The organism is Lacrimispora sp. (assembly GCF_031982545.1).
Lineage (GTDB): Bacteria > Bacillota > Clostridia > Lachnospirales > Lachnospiraceae > Lacrimispora.
Map to the genome: position 1 here is coordinate 256,067 of NZ_DALYXB010000008.1, position 14,596 is coordinate 270,662.

Sequence of the window (14,596 nt, forward strand, 5' to 3'; positions counted from 1 at the left end):
TTAATGATTATGTTTAAATTTTAAGGACGGAGAGGGTTCAATGGAAGGAAAGACCAAGACCTATAAAAACCGTGGCGACCTGGTGTTTGAAACTTTAAAGCAGGAGATTCTGGATCTGGAATTAAAGCCCGGACAGATCATAAGTGAAAATGAGATTTGCGAGCGGTTTGGTGTATCGCGGACTCCTGTAAGAGAAGCGGTAAGAAAGCTGCAGGAGCAGGGATTCGTCATATCCGTACCTTATTCCGGTACGCAGGTGACACTTCTTAATCTGGATACCATCAAACAGATGATTTACATGCGCGTTGCCGTGGAAACCATGGTTATGCGTGATTTTGCCAATATGGCAACTCCACTCTGGATAGAGGAAGTCCGGTATATGATCCGCAGGCAGCAGGCGCTTATATTGGAAAAAGGATTTGAACCAGAGCAGTTTTACCGCATGGATGCACAGATGCACGCCATCTGGTACCGGGCTACCGGTAAACGGAAACTCTGGGATATGATACAGGCACAGCAGCTTCATTACACCAGATTCAGAATGCTGGATTTTGTAACAGAAACCGATTTTACAAGAATCATCAGAGAACATACGGAGCTGTTTGAACTGCTGGAAAAAAAGGATATTGAAGGTCTGGAACAATCCCTCAGAGAACACCTGACTTACAGCATGAAACGTATGAAACACCAGATAGAGGTAGAATACAAAGACTATTTTGAACAGGAAGAGCAGGAGGACGAATGATGACCAGTGTATCCATTACTGTAAAGGGATTAAGTGATACCATAAAAGCGTTTGCATCAGGAGAGGAGCAGGCAGTCCTGGTGTATGAAGGCAGTTATGAAGAAGGAGATGCCATTGTATGCAAAACAGATGAGCCCGGCGGACATTACGTAATCCGGATTGATGACTGTATGGATGAATCCTTGGTTTATATAACAAAACCGGAAGTGATTTTTACCATACCCTTTGGAGATAAAAAAGTATCTTACAATCCCAAGGCATTTACCGGAACGAAGCATTACCTTACCATTCGGAAAGCAGGAGAAACAGAAGTAAAACAGTATCGCAATCTTGCAGTCAACGTGATGGACCAGCATGGTGATACCGGCTGTTTTCCTCATGCCTTTGCCAATGTAGAAACCAGAGGTGAGGCTGTATTTGCAGCACGCAATGCCATCGATGGCGTTCTTGCCAATGAATCCCATGGTGAGTGGCCCTATGAATCATGGGGAATTAACCGCCAGGATGATGCAGAAATCACTCTGGATTTTGGACGGGAAGTGGATTTTGACCAGATTGTATTATATACCCGTGCCGATTTCCCCCACGATAACTGGTGGGTGGAAGCAACCTTTACCTGTTCAGACGGATCGAGCCAGGTTGTGAAAATGGAAAAAAGCATAAAACCTCATATATTCTCAATAAAAAAGAGCAAGATTACCTGGTTAAAGCTGAGTAATTTAATAAAAGCAGATGATCCTTCTCCGTTCCCTGCCCTTACTCAGATTGAAGTATATGGAAAAGATTCTCTATAACTTCAATTACCTCTTTTCCTTTTACTGATATTCATGTAAAATATAGGCAGTAAGCATACAGGGTTGACACATAAGGAGGAAGAGTGATGGAGTTTTTATTTCTGGAACCTGTTTTTAAGGAAGCCATCTGGGGCGGCAATCAGCTTCGGACAGTATTTGGATATGACATACCAAGCGATACCACAGGGGAATGCTGGGCAATCAGTGCTCACAAGAATGGGGAATGCCAGATTGCCGGAGGAATTTATGACGGAAAGCTTCTGAGCCGTTTATGGAAGGAAAAACCGGAGATATTCGGTTTTTATCCTGGAGACCAGTTTCCTCTTCTGGTTAAAATCATCGATGCAAAGAATGATTTAAGCATTCAGGTGCATCCGGACGACAGTTATGCGAAAATTCATGAGAATGGTTCTCTTGGAAAAACAGAATGCTGGTATATTCTGGACTGTGAACCGGATACAGAAATCGTAATCGGTCATTATGCCAAAGACCGGGACGAGATGGAATTCATGATAAGGAACCAACAGTGGGCGGAATTTATACGGACTGTTCCCATTAAGAAGGGAGATTTCTTCCAGATTAATCCGGGCTGCGTTCATGCGATTAAGGGTGGAACTTTAATTCTTGAGACCCAGCAGAGCAGTGATATCACTTACCGTGTCTATGACTATGACCGTCTTTCAGATGGAAAACCAAGACAGCTGCATGTGGAACAGAGTATTGCCACCATCAGAGCACCATTTAAGGAAAATCAGGCAACAGCTGTAACAGAGAAGCTATCCGGGGCTGTGCATACGCACTTAATCACCTGTAAGTACTACTCCGTGGACAAGTATGAGATTGATGGTGTGTTTGCAAAAGAGTTTTCTAAGTATTTTACCAATGTCAGTGTGATAAGCGGAAAAGGATCCATCAATGGAATTCCATTGGAAGCAGGTCAGAATTTTATTATACCGGCAAAGAGTAAAGAGTGCAGATTTGAGGGGAAGATGTCTGTCATCTGTTCCAATCCCGAATAAAGCAGGAGGAGAAGTTATGAGACTGGGAGCATTAGAAGCAGGAGGCACAAAGATGGTTTGTGCCATAGGCAATGAGAACGGCGAGATTTTAGAGCGGGTTTCCATACCGACGGAGACACCGGAGATTACCATGCCCAAACTGATTGCATATTTTTTGGATAAGGAAATTGAAGCATTGGGAATCGGATGCTTCGGTCCCATTGATCTTAACAGAAATTCAGATACGTATGGCTATATTACCACCACTCCCAAGCTTGCGTGGCTGAACTATGATATTGTGGGAGCATTTAAAGAAGCCTTAAAGGTACCGGTGGGGTTTGATACGGATGTGAATGGTTCTGCCCTTGGTGAGGCCACCTGGGGGATTACAAAGGGGCTTGAGAACAGTATGTATATTACCATCGGAACTGGCGTGGGAGCTGGTATTATATCCAATGGAAAGCTGCTTCACGGAATGCTTCACCCGGAGGGCGGACATCTGCTTCTGTCCAGACATCCCGAAGATTCCTTTGTGGGAGCGTGTCCATACCACAAAAACTGCCTGGAAGGCATGGCAGCAGGTCCTGCCATTGAAGCTCGCTGGGGAATGAAGGGAGCACAGCTGGCGGACAGAAAAGAAGTCTGGGAGCTGGAAGCTTATTATATCGCCCAGGCACTTGTAGATTATATTATGGTACTTTCTCCCCAGCGTATTATTCTGGGAGGCGGTGTGATGCATCAGGAGCATTTAATTCCATTGGTGAGAGAGGAAGTAACCCGCCAGCTGGGCGGTTATATCAAAACAAAAGAACTGGAAGATATGGAGCATTATATTGTGTTACCAAGCCTTAACGACAATCAGGGGATCATGGGCGCCCTGAAGCTGGCAGTGGATGAATATGAACTGGAAAAGATAGGTTAATTGCCATTTTTCTCCTAGTGTAATTCCATTTTATGTATGTTATGATACGTTTTGTAAAGGAAATGTAACATTTGTGTAACAAATAAGGAGGATATTACCATGAGAAAATTACCAGCATTTGTATTAGCAGCAGCAGCTGTATTTACCGTAGCAGGAACACCAATCACAGCACAGGCAGCGACCTGTTCCAGTTCAGTGCCTAACTGTTTTTCTTCTAACTGCTATTCTTCATCCTGCTATGGACAGTCTTTAAACAGTCTGTTAAGCAAGTATGGATGTAACACCAACAGCTCTAACTGCAATACTTCAACTGGCAAGAAAGGTGCATCCTGTTCAAGCAATACCTGTAACACCGGAAGTTCCTGCAATACCCGTCAGCTTTCCTCATTCTTAAGAAGCTGCAGATAATTGAATATTTATTTTTTCATGGGTCGTTCCTCTGGGGTTCGGCCCTTATTTCTTTTTATGCTTCAGGCAGATGAAAACAGCCACAGGTCTTAATAAGCCTGTGGCTGTTAACAAAGGATCATTTTCCTTCATTTACGATTTCTTCCAGAACACGGATCAGGTCGTAAATGTTGTTGATCTGCACATTTCGTTCCAGGATCTGATTTTTTAAATCAATGGAAAGCGTTTCAAATTTTGCCTGGACTGCAGGAGCTATATATGACATGATTATCACCTCATAATTAGGATGTACCAGGAGGAATTATTTATGCGTGAATCCAGATTTGCATAAAATATGGAACTGGCAGACATATTAATTATGAGGTGATAATTATGTCAAAGGAAGATACAAAGAAAACAGATTCAGCCAATCAATACAGGGAAGAAAAAGGGAAAGTTGAGAATCAGAACCAGACCCATAATTCCCGCAGAGAAGGTATGGGACCGAATACCAAACGAAGATCAGATTAATTAGAAAAGGGCGAAAACCAGGATGCGTTGGTTTTCGCCCTGCTGAGGTTTCATACTTATGATCGGGCAGTTTACAGAACTTATTATCAACCGAAGATACAATGTCTGACAGCGCGGAAAATGAGTTTTTTACATTGGTAAGGCGGATTTGCGGCGGCTTTGCGCTCGTTTTTGTGTTCCCCGGTAATGTTTTGATATCTCGTTCTGTAATAATAATATATGCATGTTCTTATATTGTGTGAACAAGCAGGACATGCCAGCGCTACTCCATTCACATCTTGTCTTTAACCACCATATAATACATTATAATTTGAAAAGGGGGTAGTAAACAATGGGATGCTTCTGGGGTTGTGGAAATCGCTGCAATAATAATTGTAATAGAAATTGTAATGGCAATTGTAATGGCAATTGGAATAATAATTGCGATGATGATGATGATGAAGTTGACTGCTCAGAGGAAGTTAGAAGAGCTTACTGGGCTGGATATAGAGCTGGCTGTAATGATCCTCGGTGCCATCGTCGTTTTGATGATGATGACGATGATTGTGGCTGCAATTAATGATATTAAAGGCGGGTATCCGATTTATTCGGGTACCCGCCTTTTTTAACAACTATATAAAGGAATGAATAATTAGTTTGAGCCAGCAGGGAATATATAATATAAACCATGCTGGCTTAGCTGTAATAAATAAAAATAACTCTGACTTTTTAAAATACAGATAGTTGGTACATTTTCACCTTAACAAATTCACCTTATCAAATGGGTATTTGAAGAAAATGGATAAATAGACGTGATTCGTACATCTGTATAAAATTAAGCTACGTGAACGTTAACTGCCTGAAGACCACGGTTGCCATTGATTGTTTCAAAAACAACAGACTGGCCATCTTCTAAAGACTTAAAACCTTCCATAGCAAGACCGGAGAAATGAACGAAAATATCGTTGCCTTCTTCGTCACAGATGAAACCAAAACCCTTTTGTGCATTAAACCATTTTACTGTACCTTTTTTCATGAAAAGATACCTCCTTAAAATTATTGTGTATTCTGCTTAAAACTAAAAATCGCATATACTTGTAAATCATCAATAGAATAATGACTTACAAATATATGCGAAATCAAAACTTTATTAAAATACTAATTTAATATACCACATAAGATAACAATAGTCAATATAAAAAAACAATAATAATTTTATGTTCAGCTTTAGAATAATTAATAAAGTTTTCTGAGTTGTTTAAGATATTATTGATACAATAGAAACTTATAAAAAGATTATGAGGTGTAAGATGAGTGATATGACAAATGATGCGCAAAACACTGGCTGGAGAGGACTTACCGATGACGAGGTAAATGAAAGAATAGAGCAGGGGCTGGTAAATCAGACCGACATCTCAACCGGAAAGTCCGTTAAAAATATAATACGATCCAATATACTGACCTATTTTAACCTGATTTTTTTAATAATAGCCATACTGCTGATTTACGTTGGTTCCTACCGCAACCTGACATTTTTACCTGTAATTATAGGAAACATGGTAATAGGTATTGTACAGGAGCTTCGGGCCAAACAAATACTGGATAAAATGAATTTAATTAATGCCCCCCATTCGATTGTGTTCAGAAATGGAGTACAGAAACAAATCCTATCCCAGCAATTAGTAAAAGATGATATTGTCTTACTGTCAGCAGGAAATCAGATTTGTGCAGATGCAATTGTGATTGAGGGTAATATACAGGTCAATGAAGCTCTTTTAACAGGTGAGGCAGATGAAATTGAAAAGATAATTGGATGCAGTCTTTTATCAGGGAGCTTTGTGGTATCCGGTCAATGTTATGCAAGGCTGGAACATGTAGGAAATGACTCCTATATAACAAAACTCACGGCAGAAGCAAAAGCGATGGGAAGCGGTGAGCAGTCAGAAATGATACGCTCTATCAATCAGCTGGTAAAATGGATTGGTATAGGAATCATCCCAATTGGTATCCTTTTGTTTTCCCAGGGATATTATCTGAATCATGAAACTATGCAAAAAAGCATTGTCTCCATGGTAGCCGCTATTATCGGTATGATACCGGAGGGACTTTATTTACTGACTACCATAGCCCTCGCCTTAAGTACCATGCGATTAGCAAAAAAACAGGTCATTCTCCATGATATGAAAAGTATCGAAGCCCTTGCCCGGATAGACGTACTGTGCGTCGACAAGACAGGGACAATAACGGAACCGGGAATGGAGGTTTTGGAAGTTCTCATAAGCACAGTAAATTCCCAGATGATAAAGACGAAAGAAGAACTTGAGCTGCTGTTAACGGATTACGCTATGTCCATTCCGGATGATAATGCAACGATGCATGCAATACGGAAGTATGTTGCAGCATTTGATACCAATTCGAAAAAACGGGAAACCATTGAGGTTATACAATTTTCTTCTACCACAAAATACAGCGGGGTATCATTTTCAGATGGCAGCTTCTTACTTGGGGCACCTGAATTTGTAATGCGGGAAGAGTATCCTTTCGTACTTCCTGAAATCAGCAGTTATATTAAAAATGGTCGCAGAGTCCTTTTGCTGGGGAAATATGAAGGAAGCAGTCTGAAGGCTGGACTGACAGAAAAGGTAGTGCCGTTAGGATATATTATTTTAACAAATCCAATCCGGGAAAATGCAAGAGAGACTTTTTCTTATTTCAACGAGCAGGGGGTATGCGTCAAAGTTATATCGGGAGACAATCCGGAGACAGTATCGGAGGTTGCCAAACGTGCAGGAATAGAGCATGCAGATCAGTTCATAGATGCAGGGACGCTGAATACAGACAGTAAGCTCGCAAATGCTTTAGAAGAATATACGGTATTCGGGCGTGTTACGCCCAAACAGAAACAAAAGCTGGTACAGGCACTGCAAAAGGCCGGTCATACGGTTGCTATGACTGGAGACGGAGTAAACGATATTCTTGCAATGAAGGATGCAGATTGCAGTGTGGCAATGGCATCAGGAAGCGAAGCTGCAGCACAGGCGGCTCAGGTGGTTTTACTGGATTCCGATTTTGCTCATATGCCCAACGTGGTAATAGAAGGAAGACGAGTAGTAAATAACGTACAGCGTTCGGCGGTCTTATTTTTGGTGAAGAACATCTTCTCCATATTGCTAGCCCTGCTTTCACTGGTAATTTCATTTACCTACCCACTGGAACCTTCCCAAATATCGCTGATCAGTATGTTTACCATAGGTTTTCCCGGATTTTTGCTGGCCTTGGAATCAAATAAAAACCGCATCAAAGGTCATTTCCTGAAAAATGTGCTGATTAAAGCACTTCCTGCTGGTTTGACAGACGTACTGGCAGTGGGAGCCCTGGTGGTTTGCGGAGAAGTATTTTCACTTCCTAAAAATGATATTGCCACTGCATCTACCATGCTTTTATCTGTGGTTGGCTTTATGATACTCACTAAAATCAGCGCGCCTCTCAATCCTTTGAAAAACGGTATTATAATATTTAATATACTGGGGTTGGTATTTTGCGGGATCTTTCTTCATCAGCTGTTTGCCATAAGTGAAATGTCTAATATATGTGTACTATTATTGATTGTTTTTTCCTTTGCTGCAGAGTCTCTATTCCGGTATCTGACCATCGGTATTGAGAAGCTGGATGAATTGTATGGAAAGATTAGACAAAAGAAACAATAATTTTTACGGGTTATAAAACATTAATCAGCCGGGTAATTAACCCATTAATATCTAACTGTCCGTAACCCCATACATTATTGGGATAGAGATTGGAGCTGCTGCGTTTTGCTCCACGGGCAATCATTCGGTTAATCTGTTTACCGGTTAGGGAGGTAAAATTACCTTTGCACAGTGTCCATTCCATGACCATGGCGATTCCTCCCGCCGCCTGGGCTGCCGCAGCTCCTGTCCCGCTCATAGTTCCGTACCGGTTTTGGGGAAGTGCGCACGGGATCTGGTAACCGGGAGCTGCAATGTCTGGTTTAACCATTCCGTTGCTGGTATAGCCTCTGCCGGACTGTACTAATATAGTGCCGTCAATCTGGTTGTAGGCGGAGGTAGTAAGAGTATTAATTGAATTTCCGGGATTAGTTATGGTAGTATCGGGACTTGCATTTATAAAGTAGGTATAATCCGATATGAGATTACCAGCCGGAAGCCAGGAATTAAAATAAAAAGGCTGGTCTTCCGTGCTGTCCAGGCGGAAGGTCCAAAGTCCTGGTTCAGCCTGGTCAAAGCGTATTAAGATCAGCTGCAGCCCGGTTTCTTCCTCAAAAATAATGTTATTCACCCATACCAGACCCTGGCCAAAAGCAAATTTTATACATTCGTTAAAGGAAGGTTCAATTTTATATGTGATCATTCGATCCGGAGAAATAATCTGGATTGTCGGTCTGCCAGGAATGTTGGGCCATATTTCCATGGATAATTTTTTATCATCATTCCCTATGTTTAATTGAAATTCGGTGCTATAGGGATCCGAATCAATGCTTCCAAAATAGTGCCGGCCCCGGTTCCCCTCATCACCTGCAGCAATGGAAACATCAACACCTGATAAGAGCAGAAGATTTGCAAGATACTGGCTCATTACGCCCTGCCCGTCATGAATTCCCTGGCTGGTTCCCATTGCAATACAAATGACAAGGGGGCGCTCCATTTTTTTTGCTTCTTCAACCAGATAACGGATACCAAGAATAACATCAGATTCCTGGAAACACAGTTCATCCTCTGGTATTAAAAAAACATTTCTCAGATTTTTCTTTGCCTCTTTTAATTTCACCACAACAAGTTCGCTATAGGGAACAACTCCACTAAATGAATTTATGGTATTTATACTGCCTGATATAATACTGGCTATGGCCGTTCCATGGCCGATCGTATCAACTGTAGGAACCAGTGACAGCGCATTATTGGAAAGCAGTGCGGCATTGATCTGCTGCTTGTTGTATTCTGTACCATAGGTAAAGTCTTTTGGAGATACCCCGCTCTGGTCAGTCTGATCCCAGAGGGATACGATACGGGTGGAACCATCTGCATTTCGGAACGCCGGATGCTGATAATCGATCCCTGTGTCTACAATGCCAACCAGTGTACATTGCCCAAGAAGATTATAATCTGTATTGATCTCCACTGTTTTATTGGCTGAAATTTCATCACTGGCAGAAGAGGCAAGGGTATAAACTGATGGGAAGGCGTAATAGGGGGTGCGTCCGATATCGCAAACGTCCATCACGCTTCTGGAGATATGCAGCAATGAATGAGCATCATTTAATAATGTGATGTTATCTCCGGTACTATATCTGGGTATCATGGAGTTATTAATGATAAAATCGTAATAATTCTCATCCAATATTTTTTGCATAACCGGCATCCGATCTGTTTTACTTATGGTATATAGTATGCGGATGCCTGTTATGTATTCTTTCTAAGTATGGCAGACTGGGTAATTAGATAAATTTGCACCCATTTGCCAGCAAGGCCTTCTTGACGTCTTCTAATCGATCTTCTTTTAAAAATATGTAATCCGTGTCATAAGTAGCCACAACTAAAATGCAGGTTTTCTCATCTGCTATAATTTTAGATAGGAACGCAATCATGCCATACTTCTCAAATGACGCATCTTCCGCAATCCGAAAACAACGCCATCCATGTTCTGCAGTCAGATTTATTTCTGGCGTATGATCCGTTTCGCATATCAACGATAATTCGTTATCGGTCTTGCTGATAAATGTAAATTCATGATTTAAAACCTCAGTACTTATTTCGTTCAGCTTACATATAGAAAACTTCCTGTCAATAATCTGCAAATCCATTTTATTTCCTCCTTATTAAAAAAAGTCCAGAATATCATACCTTCAATGGCCTAATGGTATGAAATCTGAACGCTGGTGTGAAACTTTACCCGGCGGCAAAGTCTGCGTGAATAATTATAAATAATTGTGTATAATTTACTACAATTTATGTTTGAGGTCAAGTAGTTTTTAAAAAAATGGAGGACAGGGCTATTGTGGTTGGATTTTGAGACAGTAAATTGACGTTTAGCGTTTATCGTACTTTAGAAATTGGATATTGACACTTAGTATTAATTTCTATAATCTGTAATTAAAGTATGGGTAATAATGAAGATAAGGCGTGAATTTATATTAGAAAATAGAATGCAAGCTGAGGGGGATTTATGATAACAACAAAAAGATTAGTAATTAGACCTTATTCTGATGGAGACCAGGAGGATATGACTGCATTGTTAATGAATGAAATTGTTAAAAAAACCTATATTATTCCTGATTTTAATACAATGGAAGAAGCGTATTCTCTGTTTAAGAAAATTCAGAAGTTTTCTTATTCAGATGACCATTATGAATTTGGTATTTATAAGGATAAGCAATTAATTGGCTGGGTTAATGATGTATCTAAGGATACGGTTAAAATAGAACTGGGTTATGTCATTAATCCAAAGTATCATAATAATGGTTATGCTACTGAGGTGTTAAAAGCGGTTATAGAAGATTTATTTATAAGGGGATACAATGAAGTTATCACAGGTACTTTTGACACAAATAAAGCCAGTATCCGGGTGATGGAGAAATGTGGTATGAAACGAATTGACCGGGAAGAAGATTTGGTTTATCAGGATAGATTGCAGCATTGTATTTATTATTCAGTAAAAAGATAAGTATCACTAGAAACATCGGGAAACCTTGCGCTGATAAGGAGTCCCGGTGTTTTCTATATAATTTAGATAGTGGAGACAACAGTTCGTTACTCTCACAATGGAGCGGGCGAAGCAAATCAGTATTTGATAGTTTAGCGTACGTTGGAAACTTTATATTGATAGTTCTTGGAACGTCCTGTATTATAATAATACAAGAATTTATGGATGTATTAAGTGAGGTCAATATGCGGGAAGATATTCTAAATTACTTATGCGAAGAAGTTGAACATAGGTGTAAATTACCAACTAATCATTTTGGAATGGGATGTTATTATCATATCCAGGCTGTAGTTAAAAATGCTGAAATTCTGGCAGATAGCTATAATGCGGATAAAGAAGTTGTATTAATTGCTGCATGGTTACATGATATTGCTTCTATAACAGATTATAGTTTTTATGAGGATCATCATATCCATGGCGCAGAAATGGCTGAGGATATTCTACACAAATTTAACTATTCCCCTGATAAAATTAAACTTGTACAGCAATGTATCAGAAATCACAGGGGTAGTATAACGAATTCAAGAGTTACTCTGGAGGAATTATGTGTTACAGATGCAGATGCTATTTCTCATTTTGATAATGTCCCAAGCTTATTATATTTAGCCTATGTAAATAAAAAGCTGGATATTAATGAAGGTAAAGAATTTGTAAGAAATAAATTGATAAGGAGTTATGAAAAACTCTCTGACAAGAGTAAAATATTATACAAAATCAAATTTGACCAAGTTATGAATGTTTTGAATTGAACCTATAAACAAAACTTGATAAAAACCGGATTCAATAAACTCTTTCATAAAATAATATTGCTTTTAAAGTAAGTGTAAAGGATTTATCCGTTAGAAATACTTTTGATCTTCTTACGCCGGAATAAGAACCAATAAACTAAAATTTCTGAATAATCCGCCAAATTTCAGTTCATTGCAACAAAGCCTTTTTTAAATCAGCAACATATGTTAATTGATGTTTTTTCAAGTAAGTCTTAATAAAAGGCTTCAATAATAGCTTTTTAGCAGTGATATTTTCTGTAAAATCAATTATTGTCACATTACCCTCCTGCGAAAACAAACCGGTCCAATGTCCCTTTATATTCGTATTTTCCATATCAAATTCCCACCGCCTGAGAGGTTCTGTTACAATATTAATGAATGTAGTTGTGTAACCATTTTTTGTATATTCAACGAATTGATTTTCATTTAATGTTTCAATTTTACTTATATCGCTTCGCCACAAATAGTTTTCAAGTGAAGTTACAGTATCCCACACCCATTGAACATTGCATTGAAAAGAGACTCTTATATTTGAAACCGCCATGTTATACCCCCAGTAAATTCCTATATTTTGCATTTTTGATAAATTTTCTCTATAATCGAATTTTTATATTTAATATAGCCTTCAACATCACCAGCTCTATACTGATAGCTAGTGTTTATCGTTACATTTTCTATTTTCTGACTTCGTATTATACTCATTTGCGAAAGTTGTAATCACAGTTTCTTTTCCATCTCTATGTAAAGACCATCGCGAAATGTTTCAAAAAATCCAGAATGTTGGTACAATGTAATAGCTGGTTCAAGTGTAATACGCGTGCTTAAATGTAGCTTATTATCACCACACTGTTTTGCATATTGCTCTACCATATTAAGCAATGATTTAGATATTCCACGCCCTCGATATTCATTCTTTATAAACATACGTTTAACTTCACCGACATCATAAGATTTTTTTCGATAAGCAACACAGCCTATTGGCAAGTCAGCAAAATAGGCTAACCAGACAACTTTTATATTTTCATTTTTGCTATAACGGGCATAGTAAGCACTATCAGCACCGAGAAAGTCCATCATAAAGTCATCTTGTTCGGAAAAGAGTTTAATAACCTCTTCGGAAATAACATCTAAATGTGTGATCTTCATAATTACAACCTCCGTCACAAAGTATAAATAATTGTTTAAAGGTGGGTCCGGTTTTGTAAGCCCGCCTTGCACTATCATTTTTTATAGTACTGTTCATACCACCGTGGCTGCCTAAAATACTGAGGGATACTTTCTGCGCTGGGAATTCTATAAAATCCGCAACAGCTATTATCAGAGTTACATTCCTGCTCCAGTGGATCAAAGTAGGGACATTTATTCAAAACTGGCTCAAGTTCACATTTTGCTTTCAACTATAATCACCTCCTGGAGATAATTATAAGAACGTGCGTTCGATTAGTCAAGTATTTCCATTTATTTCCTATTTAATAAAATCTAACAGGCTTATAAATAGTTTTACATAATAAAATATTTGGTAGTTTACCTTAATTCTTAAAACGCAAAAACCCAGTAAACACAAGGAATCCTTGCACTTACCAGGGTTCAAAATTAATGGAGACAACAGGATTCGAACCTGCGACCCTTTACACGTCAAGCAAATGCTCTCCCAGCTGAGCTATGTCTCCATACATTTATCGGTAAACCAAAAGCACCGGTTTCCTATCTTATGGGAAATCCGGTACTAATATTACAATCGTCAATCGGAGTAACAGGATTTGAACCTGCGACCTCTCGGCCCCCAGCCGAGCGCGCTACCAAGCTACGCCATACTCCGTTTTCTGACACTCAGACATTATAGCAGAAAATTTCCAATTGGTAAAGTATATTTGTTGAAATATTTCAAAATTTAATATATGATGGAATAGACAAGACTAATCAGGAAGAAAAAAAGGTGATAATAGATGAAACCAATCGTAAGCTTTGATATAGATATGACGCTGCTTGATCATAAAGACTGGTCGATTCCGGCAAGTGCGATGGAGACAATCGAGAAACTGAGAGAGAATTATACCATAGTGGTGGCAACTGGAAGAGACATGGATTCCATATTCAGTACTGCAATAAGGGATCAGATTCGGCCAGATGCAATTATTCACCTCAATGGAACCAAGGTCACTGTGGGAGAGACTGTAATATATGAACATTTCTTTGATAAAGATCTTTTAAAGCAGATTCTGGCCTATGCAAAGACCACACCTTACAGTGTTGGCACCACGGTAGAGGAATATGACTATTATGTAAACCCGGAGGCAGTCGCAGAACATGACAGGAAGCTATGGGGAGAATGCAGAAGAAACTTTGCAGATGCCGATAGGCTGGTGCAACTTGATGTAAGAACCATGGCATATATCGGAGACGAAGCTGGTGCAAGAACCATGGAAGAGGAGTTCCCGGAAATCCACGTTCATATGTTTGCGGACAAGAAAGGCGCAGATGTAGTAGAACGAAAGGCATCTAAGGCAGTAGGGCTTGCCAGACTTTGTGACTTTTATAAGATTCCTCTTTCCCAGACGATTGCATTTGGGGACAGCATGAATGATTATGATATTGTAAAGGCTGCAGGAATCGGAATTGCAATGGGCAATGCGATGGATGAGCTGAAGCGGGCAGCAGATTATATTACAGATGCCATCGATCAGGATGGAATTAAGAACGCCTGCCTTCATTTTGGACTGATTCGGCAGTAG

17 protein-coding genes and 2 tRNA genes are annotated in these 14,596 nt (G+C 39.6%); 11 read left to right on the forward strand and 8 right to left on the reverse strand.

The features are described 5' to 3' along the window. Nucleotides 1-40 precede the first annotated feature (40 nt). From ABS301_RS15430 to ABS301_RS15450, 5 genes are all read left to right on the forward strand, one after another. Nucleotides 41-745, forward strand: coding sequence for a GntR family transcriptional regulator (locus ABS301_RS15430; RefSeq protein WP_349673066.1), 705 nt, complete (start codon nt 41-43; stop codon nt 743-745). Next, nucleotides 745-1,539, forward strand: a complete 795-nt coding sequence (locus ABS301_RS15435; protein ID WP_349673101.1) for a carbohydrate-binding protein — start codon at nt 745-747, stop codon at nt 1,537-1,539. The genes ABS301_RS15430 and ABS301_RS15435 overlap by 1 nt, the downstream gene beginning before the upstream one ends. Before the next feature lie 83 nt (nt 1,540-1,622). Beyond that, nucleotides 1,623-2,558 carry a type I phosphomannose isomerase catalytic subunit gene (locus ABS301_RS15440; protein WP_349673067.1) on the forward strand — a complete coding sequence of 312 codons (936 nt, stop codon included), beginning with the start codon at nt 1,623-1,625 and terminating at the stop codon, nt 2,556-2,558. 16 nt (nt 2,559-2,574) lie between these two features. Then, nucleotides 2,575-3,459, forward strand: a complete 885-nt coding sequence (locus tag ABS301_RS15445) for an ROK family protein (RefSeq protein ID WP_349673068.1) — start codon at nt 2,575-2,577, stop codon at nt 3,457-3,459. Nucleotides 3,460-3,558: 99 nt separating this feature from the next. Beyond that, complete coding sequence (locus ABS301_RS15450) at nt 3,559-3,867, forward strand: hypothetical protein (protein ID WP_349673069.1); 309 nt, start codon at nt 3,559-3,561, stop codon at nt 3,865-3,867. 118 nt (nt 3,868-3,985) lie between these two features. On the opposite strand, the gene ABS301_RS15455 is transcribed toward ABS301_RS15450, so the two are convergent. After that, on the reverse strand, nt 3,986-4,132 hold the full coding sequence (locus ABS301_RS15455; protein WP_170072277.1) for a hypothetical protein: 147 nt from the start codon (nt 4,130-4,132) through the stop codon (nt 3,986-3,988). 107 nt (nt 4,133-4,239) lie between these two features. Here ABS301_RS15455 and ABS301_RS15460 point away from each other — a divergent pair, with 107 nt between their 5' ends. Both ABS301_RS15460 and ABS301_RS15465 read left to right on the forward strand, forming a co-directional pair. Further along, a complete protein-coding gene (locus tag ABS301_RS15460; RefSeq protein ID WP_349673070.1) occupies nt 4,240-4,377 on the forward strand; it encodes a hypothetical protein in 138 nt (45 codons plus the stop codon). A gap of 350 nt (nt 4,378-4,727) precedes the next feature. Continuing rightward, nucleotides 4,728-4,985, forward strand: coding sequence for a hypothetical protein (locus ABS301_RS15465; RefSeq protein ID WP_349673071.1), 258 nt, complete (start codon nt 4,728-4,730; stop codon nt 4,983-4,985). A gap of 206 nt (nt 4,986-5,191) precedes the next feature. On the opposite strand, the gene ABS301_RS15470 is transcribed toward ABS301_RS15465, so the two are convergent. Next, nucleotides 5,192-5,392: a cold-shock protein gene (locus ABS301_RS15470; protein ID WP_104436338.1), complete on the reverse strand. Its 201-nt coding sequence runs from the start codon at nt 5,390-5,392 to the stop codon at nt 5,192-5,194. 274 nt (nt 5,393-5,666) lie between these two features. On the opposite strand from ABS301_RS15470, the gene ABS301_RS15475 reads away from it, so the two are divergent. Beyond that, complete coding sequence (locus ABS301_RS15475) at nt 5,667-8,063, forward strand: HAD-IC family P-type ATPase (protein WP_349673072.1); 2,397 nt, start codon at nt 5,667-5,669, stop codon at nt 8,061-8,063. Between the two features lie 10 nt (nt 8,064-8,073). On the opposite strand, the gene ABS301_RS15480 is transcribed toward ABS301_RS15475, so the two are convergent. Then, nucleotides 8,074-9,744 carry a S8 family peptidase gene (locus ABS301_RS15480; protein WP_349673073.1) on the reverse strand — a complete coding sequence of 557 codons (1,671 nt, stop codon included), beginning with the start codon at nt 9,742-9,744 and terminating at the stop codon, nt 8,074-8,076. An 85-nt stretch (nt 9,745-9,829) separates the two neighbouring features. Then, the gene (locus tag ABS301_RS15485; RefSeq protein WP_349673074.1) at nt 9,830-10,195 is read right to left on the reverse strand and encodes an ACT domain-containing protein; all 366 of its coding nucleotides are present in this window, start codon (nt 10,193-10,195) and stop codon (nt 9,830-9,832) included. A 362-nt stretch (nt 10,196-10,557) separates the two neighbouring features. Between ABS301_RS15485 and ABS301_RS15490 the strand changes: the two genes are divergently transcribed. Both ABS301_RS15490 and ABS301_RS15495 read left to right on the forward strand, forming a co-directional pair. Then, nucleotides 10,558-11,055: a GNAT family N-acetyltransferase gene (locus ABS301_RS15490; protein ID WP_349673075.1), complete on the forward strand. Its 498-nt coding sequence runs from the start codon at nt 10,558-10,560 to the stop codon at nt 11,053-11,055. Nucleotides 11,056-11,279: 224 nt separating this feature from the next. Next, the gene (locus ABS301_RS15495) at nt 11,280-11,843 is read left to right on the forward strand and encodes an HD domain-containing protein (RefSeq protein WP_349673076.1); all 564 of its coding nucleotides are present in this window, start codon (nt 11,280-11,282) and stop codon (nt 11,841-11,843) included. Nucleotides 11,844-12,012: 169 nt separating this feature from the next. On the opposite strand, the gene ABS301_RS15500 is transcribed toward ABS301_RS15495, so the two are convergent. The 4 genes from ABS301_RS15500 to ABS301_RS15515 form a co-directional block, all read right to left on the reverse strand. After that, on the reverse strand, nt 12,013-12,408 hold the full coding sequence (locus ABS301_RS15500) for a polyketide cyclase (protein WP_349673077.1): 396 nt from the start codon (nt 12,406-12,408) through the stop codon (nt 12,013-12,015). 173 nt (nt 12,409-12,581) lie between these two features. Continuing rightward, nucleotides 12,582-13,010, reverse strand: a complete 429-nt coding sequence (locus ABS301_RS15505; RefSeq protein WP_349673078.1) for a GNAT family N-acetyltransferase — start codon at nt 13,008-13,010, stop codon at nt 12,582-12,584. Between the two features lie 451 nt (nt 13,011-13,461). After that, nucleotides 13,462-13,534 (reverse strand) — tRNA-Val (locus tag ABS301_RS15510). A gap of 75 nt (nt 13,535-13,609) precedes the next feature. Then, a tRNA-Pro gene (locus ABS301_RS15515) sits at nt 13,610-13,683 on the reverse strand. Between the two features lie 127 nt (nt 13,684-13,810). On the opposite strand from ABS301_RS15515, the gene ABS301_RS15520 reads away from it, so the two are divergent. Next, nucleotides 13,811-14,596 carry a Cof-type HAD-IIB family hydrolase gene (locus ABS301_RS15520; RefSeq protein ID WP_349673079.1) on the forward strand — a complete coding sequence of 262 codons (786 nt, stop codon included), beginning with the start codon at nt 13,811-13,813 and terminating at the stop codon, nt 14,594-14,596.

Bases quoted from the DNA above. Each gene is read 5' to 3' on its own strand.
- ABS301_RS15430 (WP_349673066.1), top strand. From the start codon at position 41: ATGGAAGGAAAGACCAAGACCTATAAAAACCGTGGCGACCTGGTGTTT.
- ABS301_RS15435 (WP_349673101.1), top strand. From the start codon at position 745: ATGACCAGTGTATCCATTACTGTAAAGGGATTAAGTGATACCATAAAA.
- ABS301_RS15445 (WP_349673068.1), top strand. From the start codon at position 2,575: ATGAGACTGGGAGCATTAGAAGCAGGAGGCACAAAGATGGTTTGTGCC.
- ABS301_RS15450 (WP_349673069.1), top strand. From the start codon at position 3,559: ATGAGAAAATTACCAGCATTTGTATTAGCAGCAGCAGCTGTATTTACC.
- ABS301_RS15455 (WP_170072277.1), bottom strand. From the start codon at position 4,132: ATGTCATATATAGCTCCTGCAGTCCAGGCAAAATTTGAAACGCTTTCC.
- ABS301_RS15460 (WP_349673070.1), top strand. From the start codon at position 4,240: ATGTCAAAGGAAGATACAAAGAAAACAGATTCAGCCAATCAATACAGG.
- ABS301_RS15470 (WP_104436338.1), bottom strand. From the start codon at position 5,392: ATGAAAAAAGGTACAGTAAAATGGTTTAATGCACAAAAGGGTTTTGGT.
- ABS301_RS15475 (WP_349673072.1), top strand. From the start codon at position 5,667: ATGAGTGATATGACAAATGATGCGCAAAACACTGGCTGGAGAGGACTT.
- ABS301_RS15480 (WP_349673073.1), bottom strand. From the start codon at position 9,744: ATGCAAAAAATATTGGATGAGAATTATTACGATTTTATCATTAATAAC.
- ABS301_RS15485 (WP_349673074.1), bottom strand. From the start codon at position 10,195: ATGGATTTGCAGATTATTGACAGGAAGTTTTCTATATGTAAGCTGAAC.
- ABS301_RS15490 (WP_349673075.1), top strand. From the start codon at position 10,558: ATGATAACAACAAAAAGATTAGTAATTAGACCTTATTCTGATGGAGAC.
- ABS301_RS15495 (WP_349673076.1), top strand. From the start codon at position 11,280: ATGCGGGAAGATATTCTAAATTACTTATGCGAAGAAGTTGAACATAGG.
- ABS301_RS15500 (WP_349673077.1), bottom strand. From the start codon at position 12,408: ATGGCGGTTTCAAATATAAGAGTCTCTTTTCAATGCAATGTTCAATGG.
- ABS301_RS15505 (WP_349673078.1), bottom strand. From the start codon at position 13,010: ATGAAGATCACACATTTAGATGTTATTTCCGAAGAGGTTATTAAACTC.
- ABS301_RS15520 (WP_349673079.1), top strand. From the start codon at position 13,811: ATGAAACCAATCGTAAGCTTTGATATAGATATGACGCTGCTTGATCAT.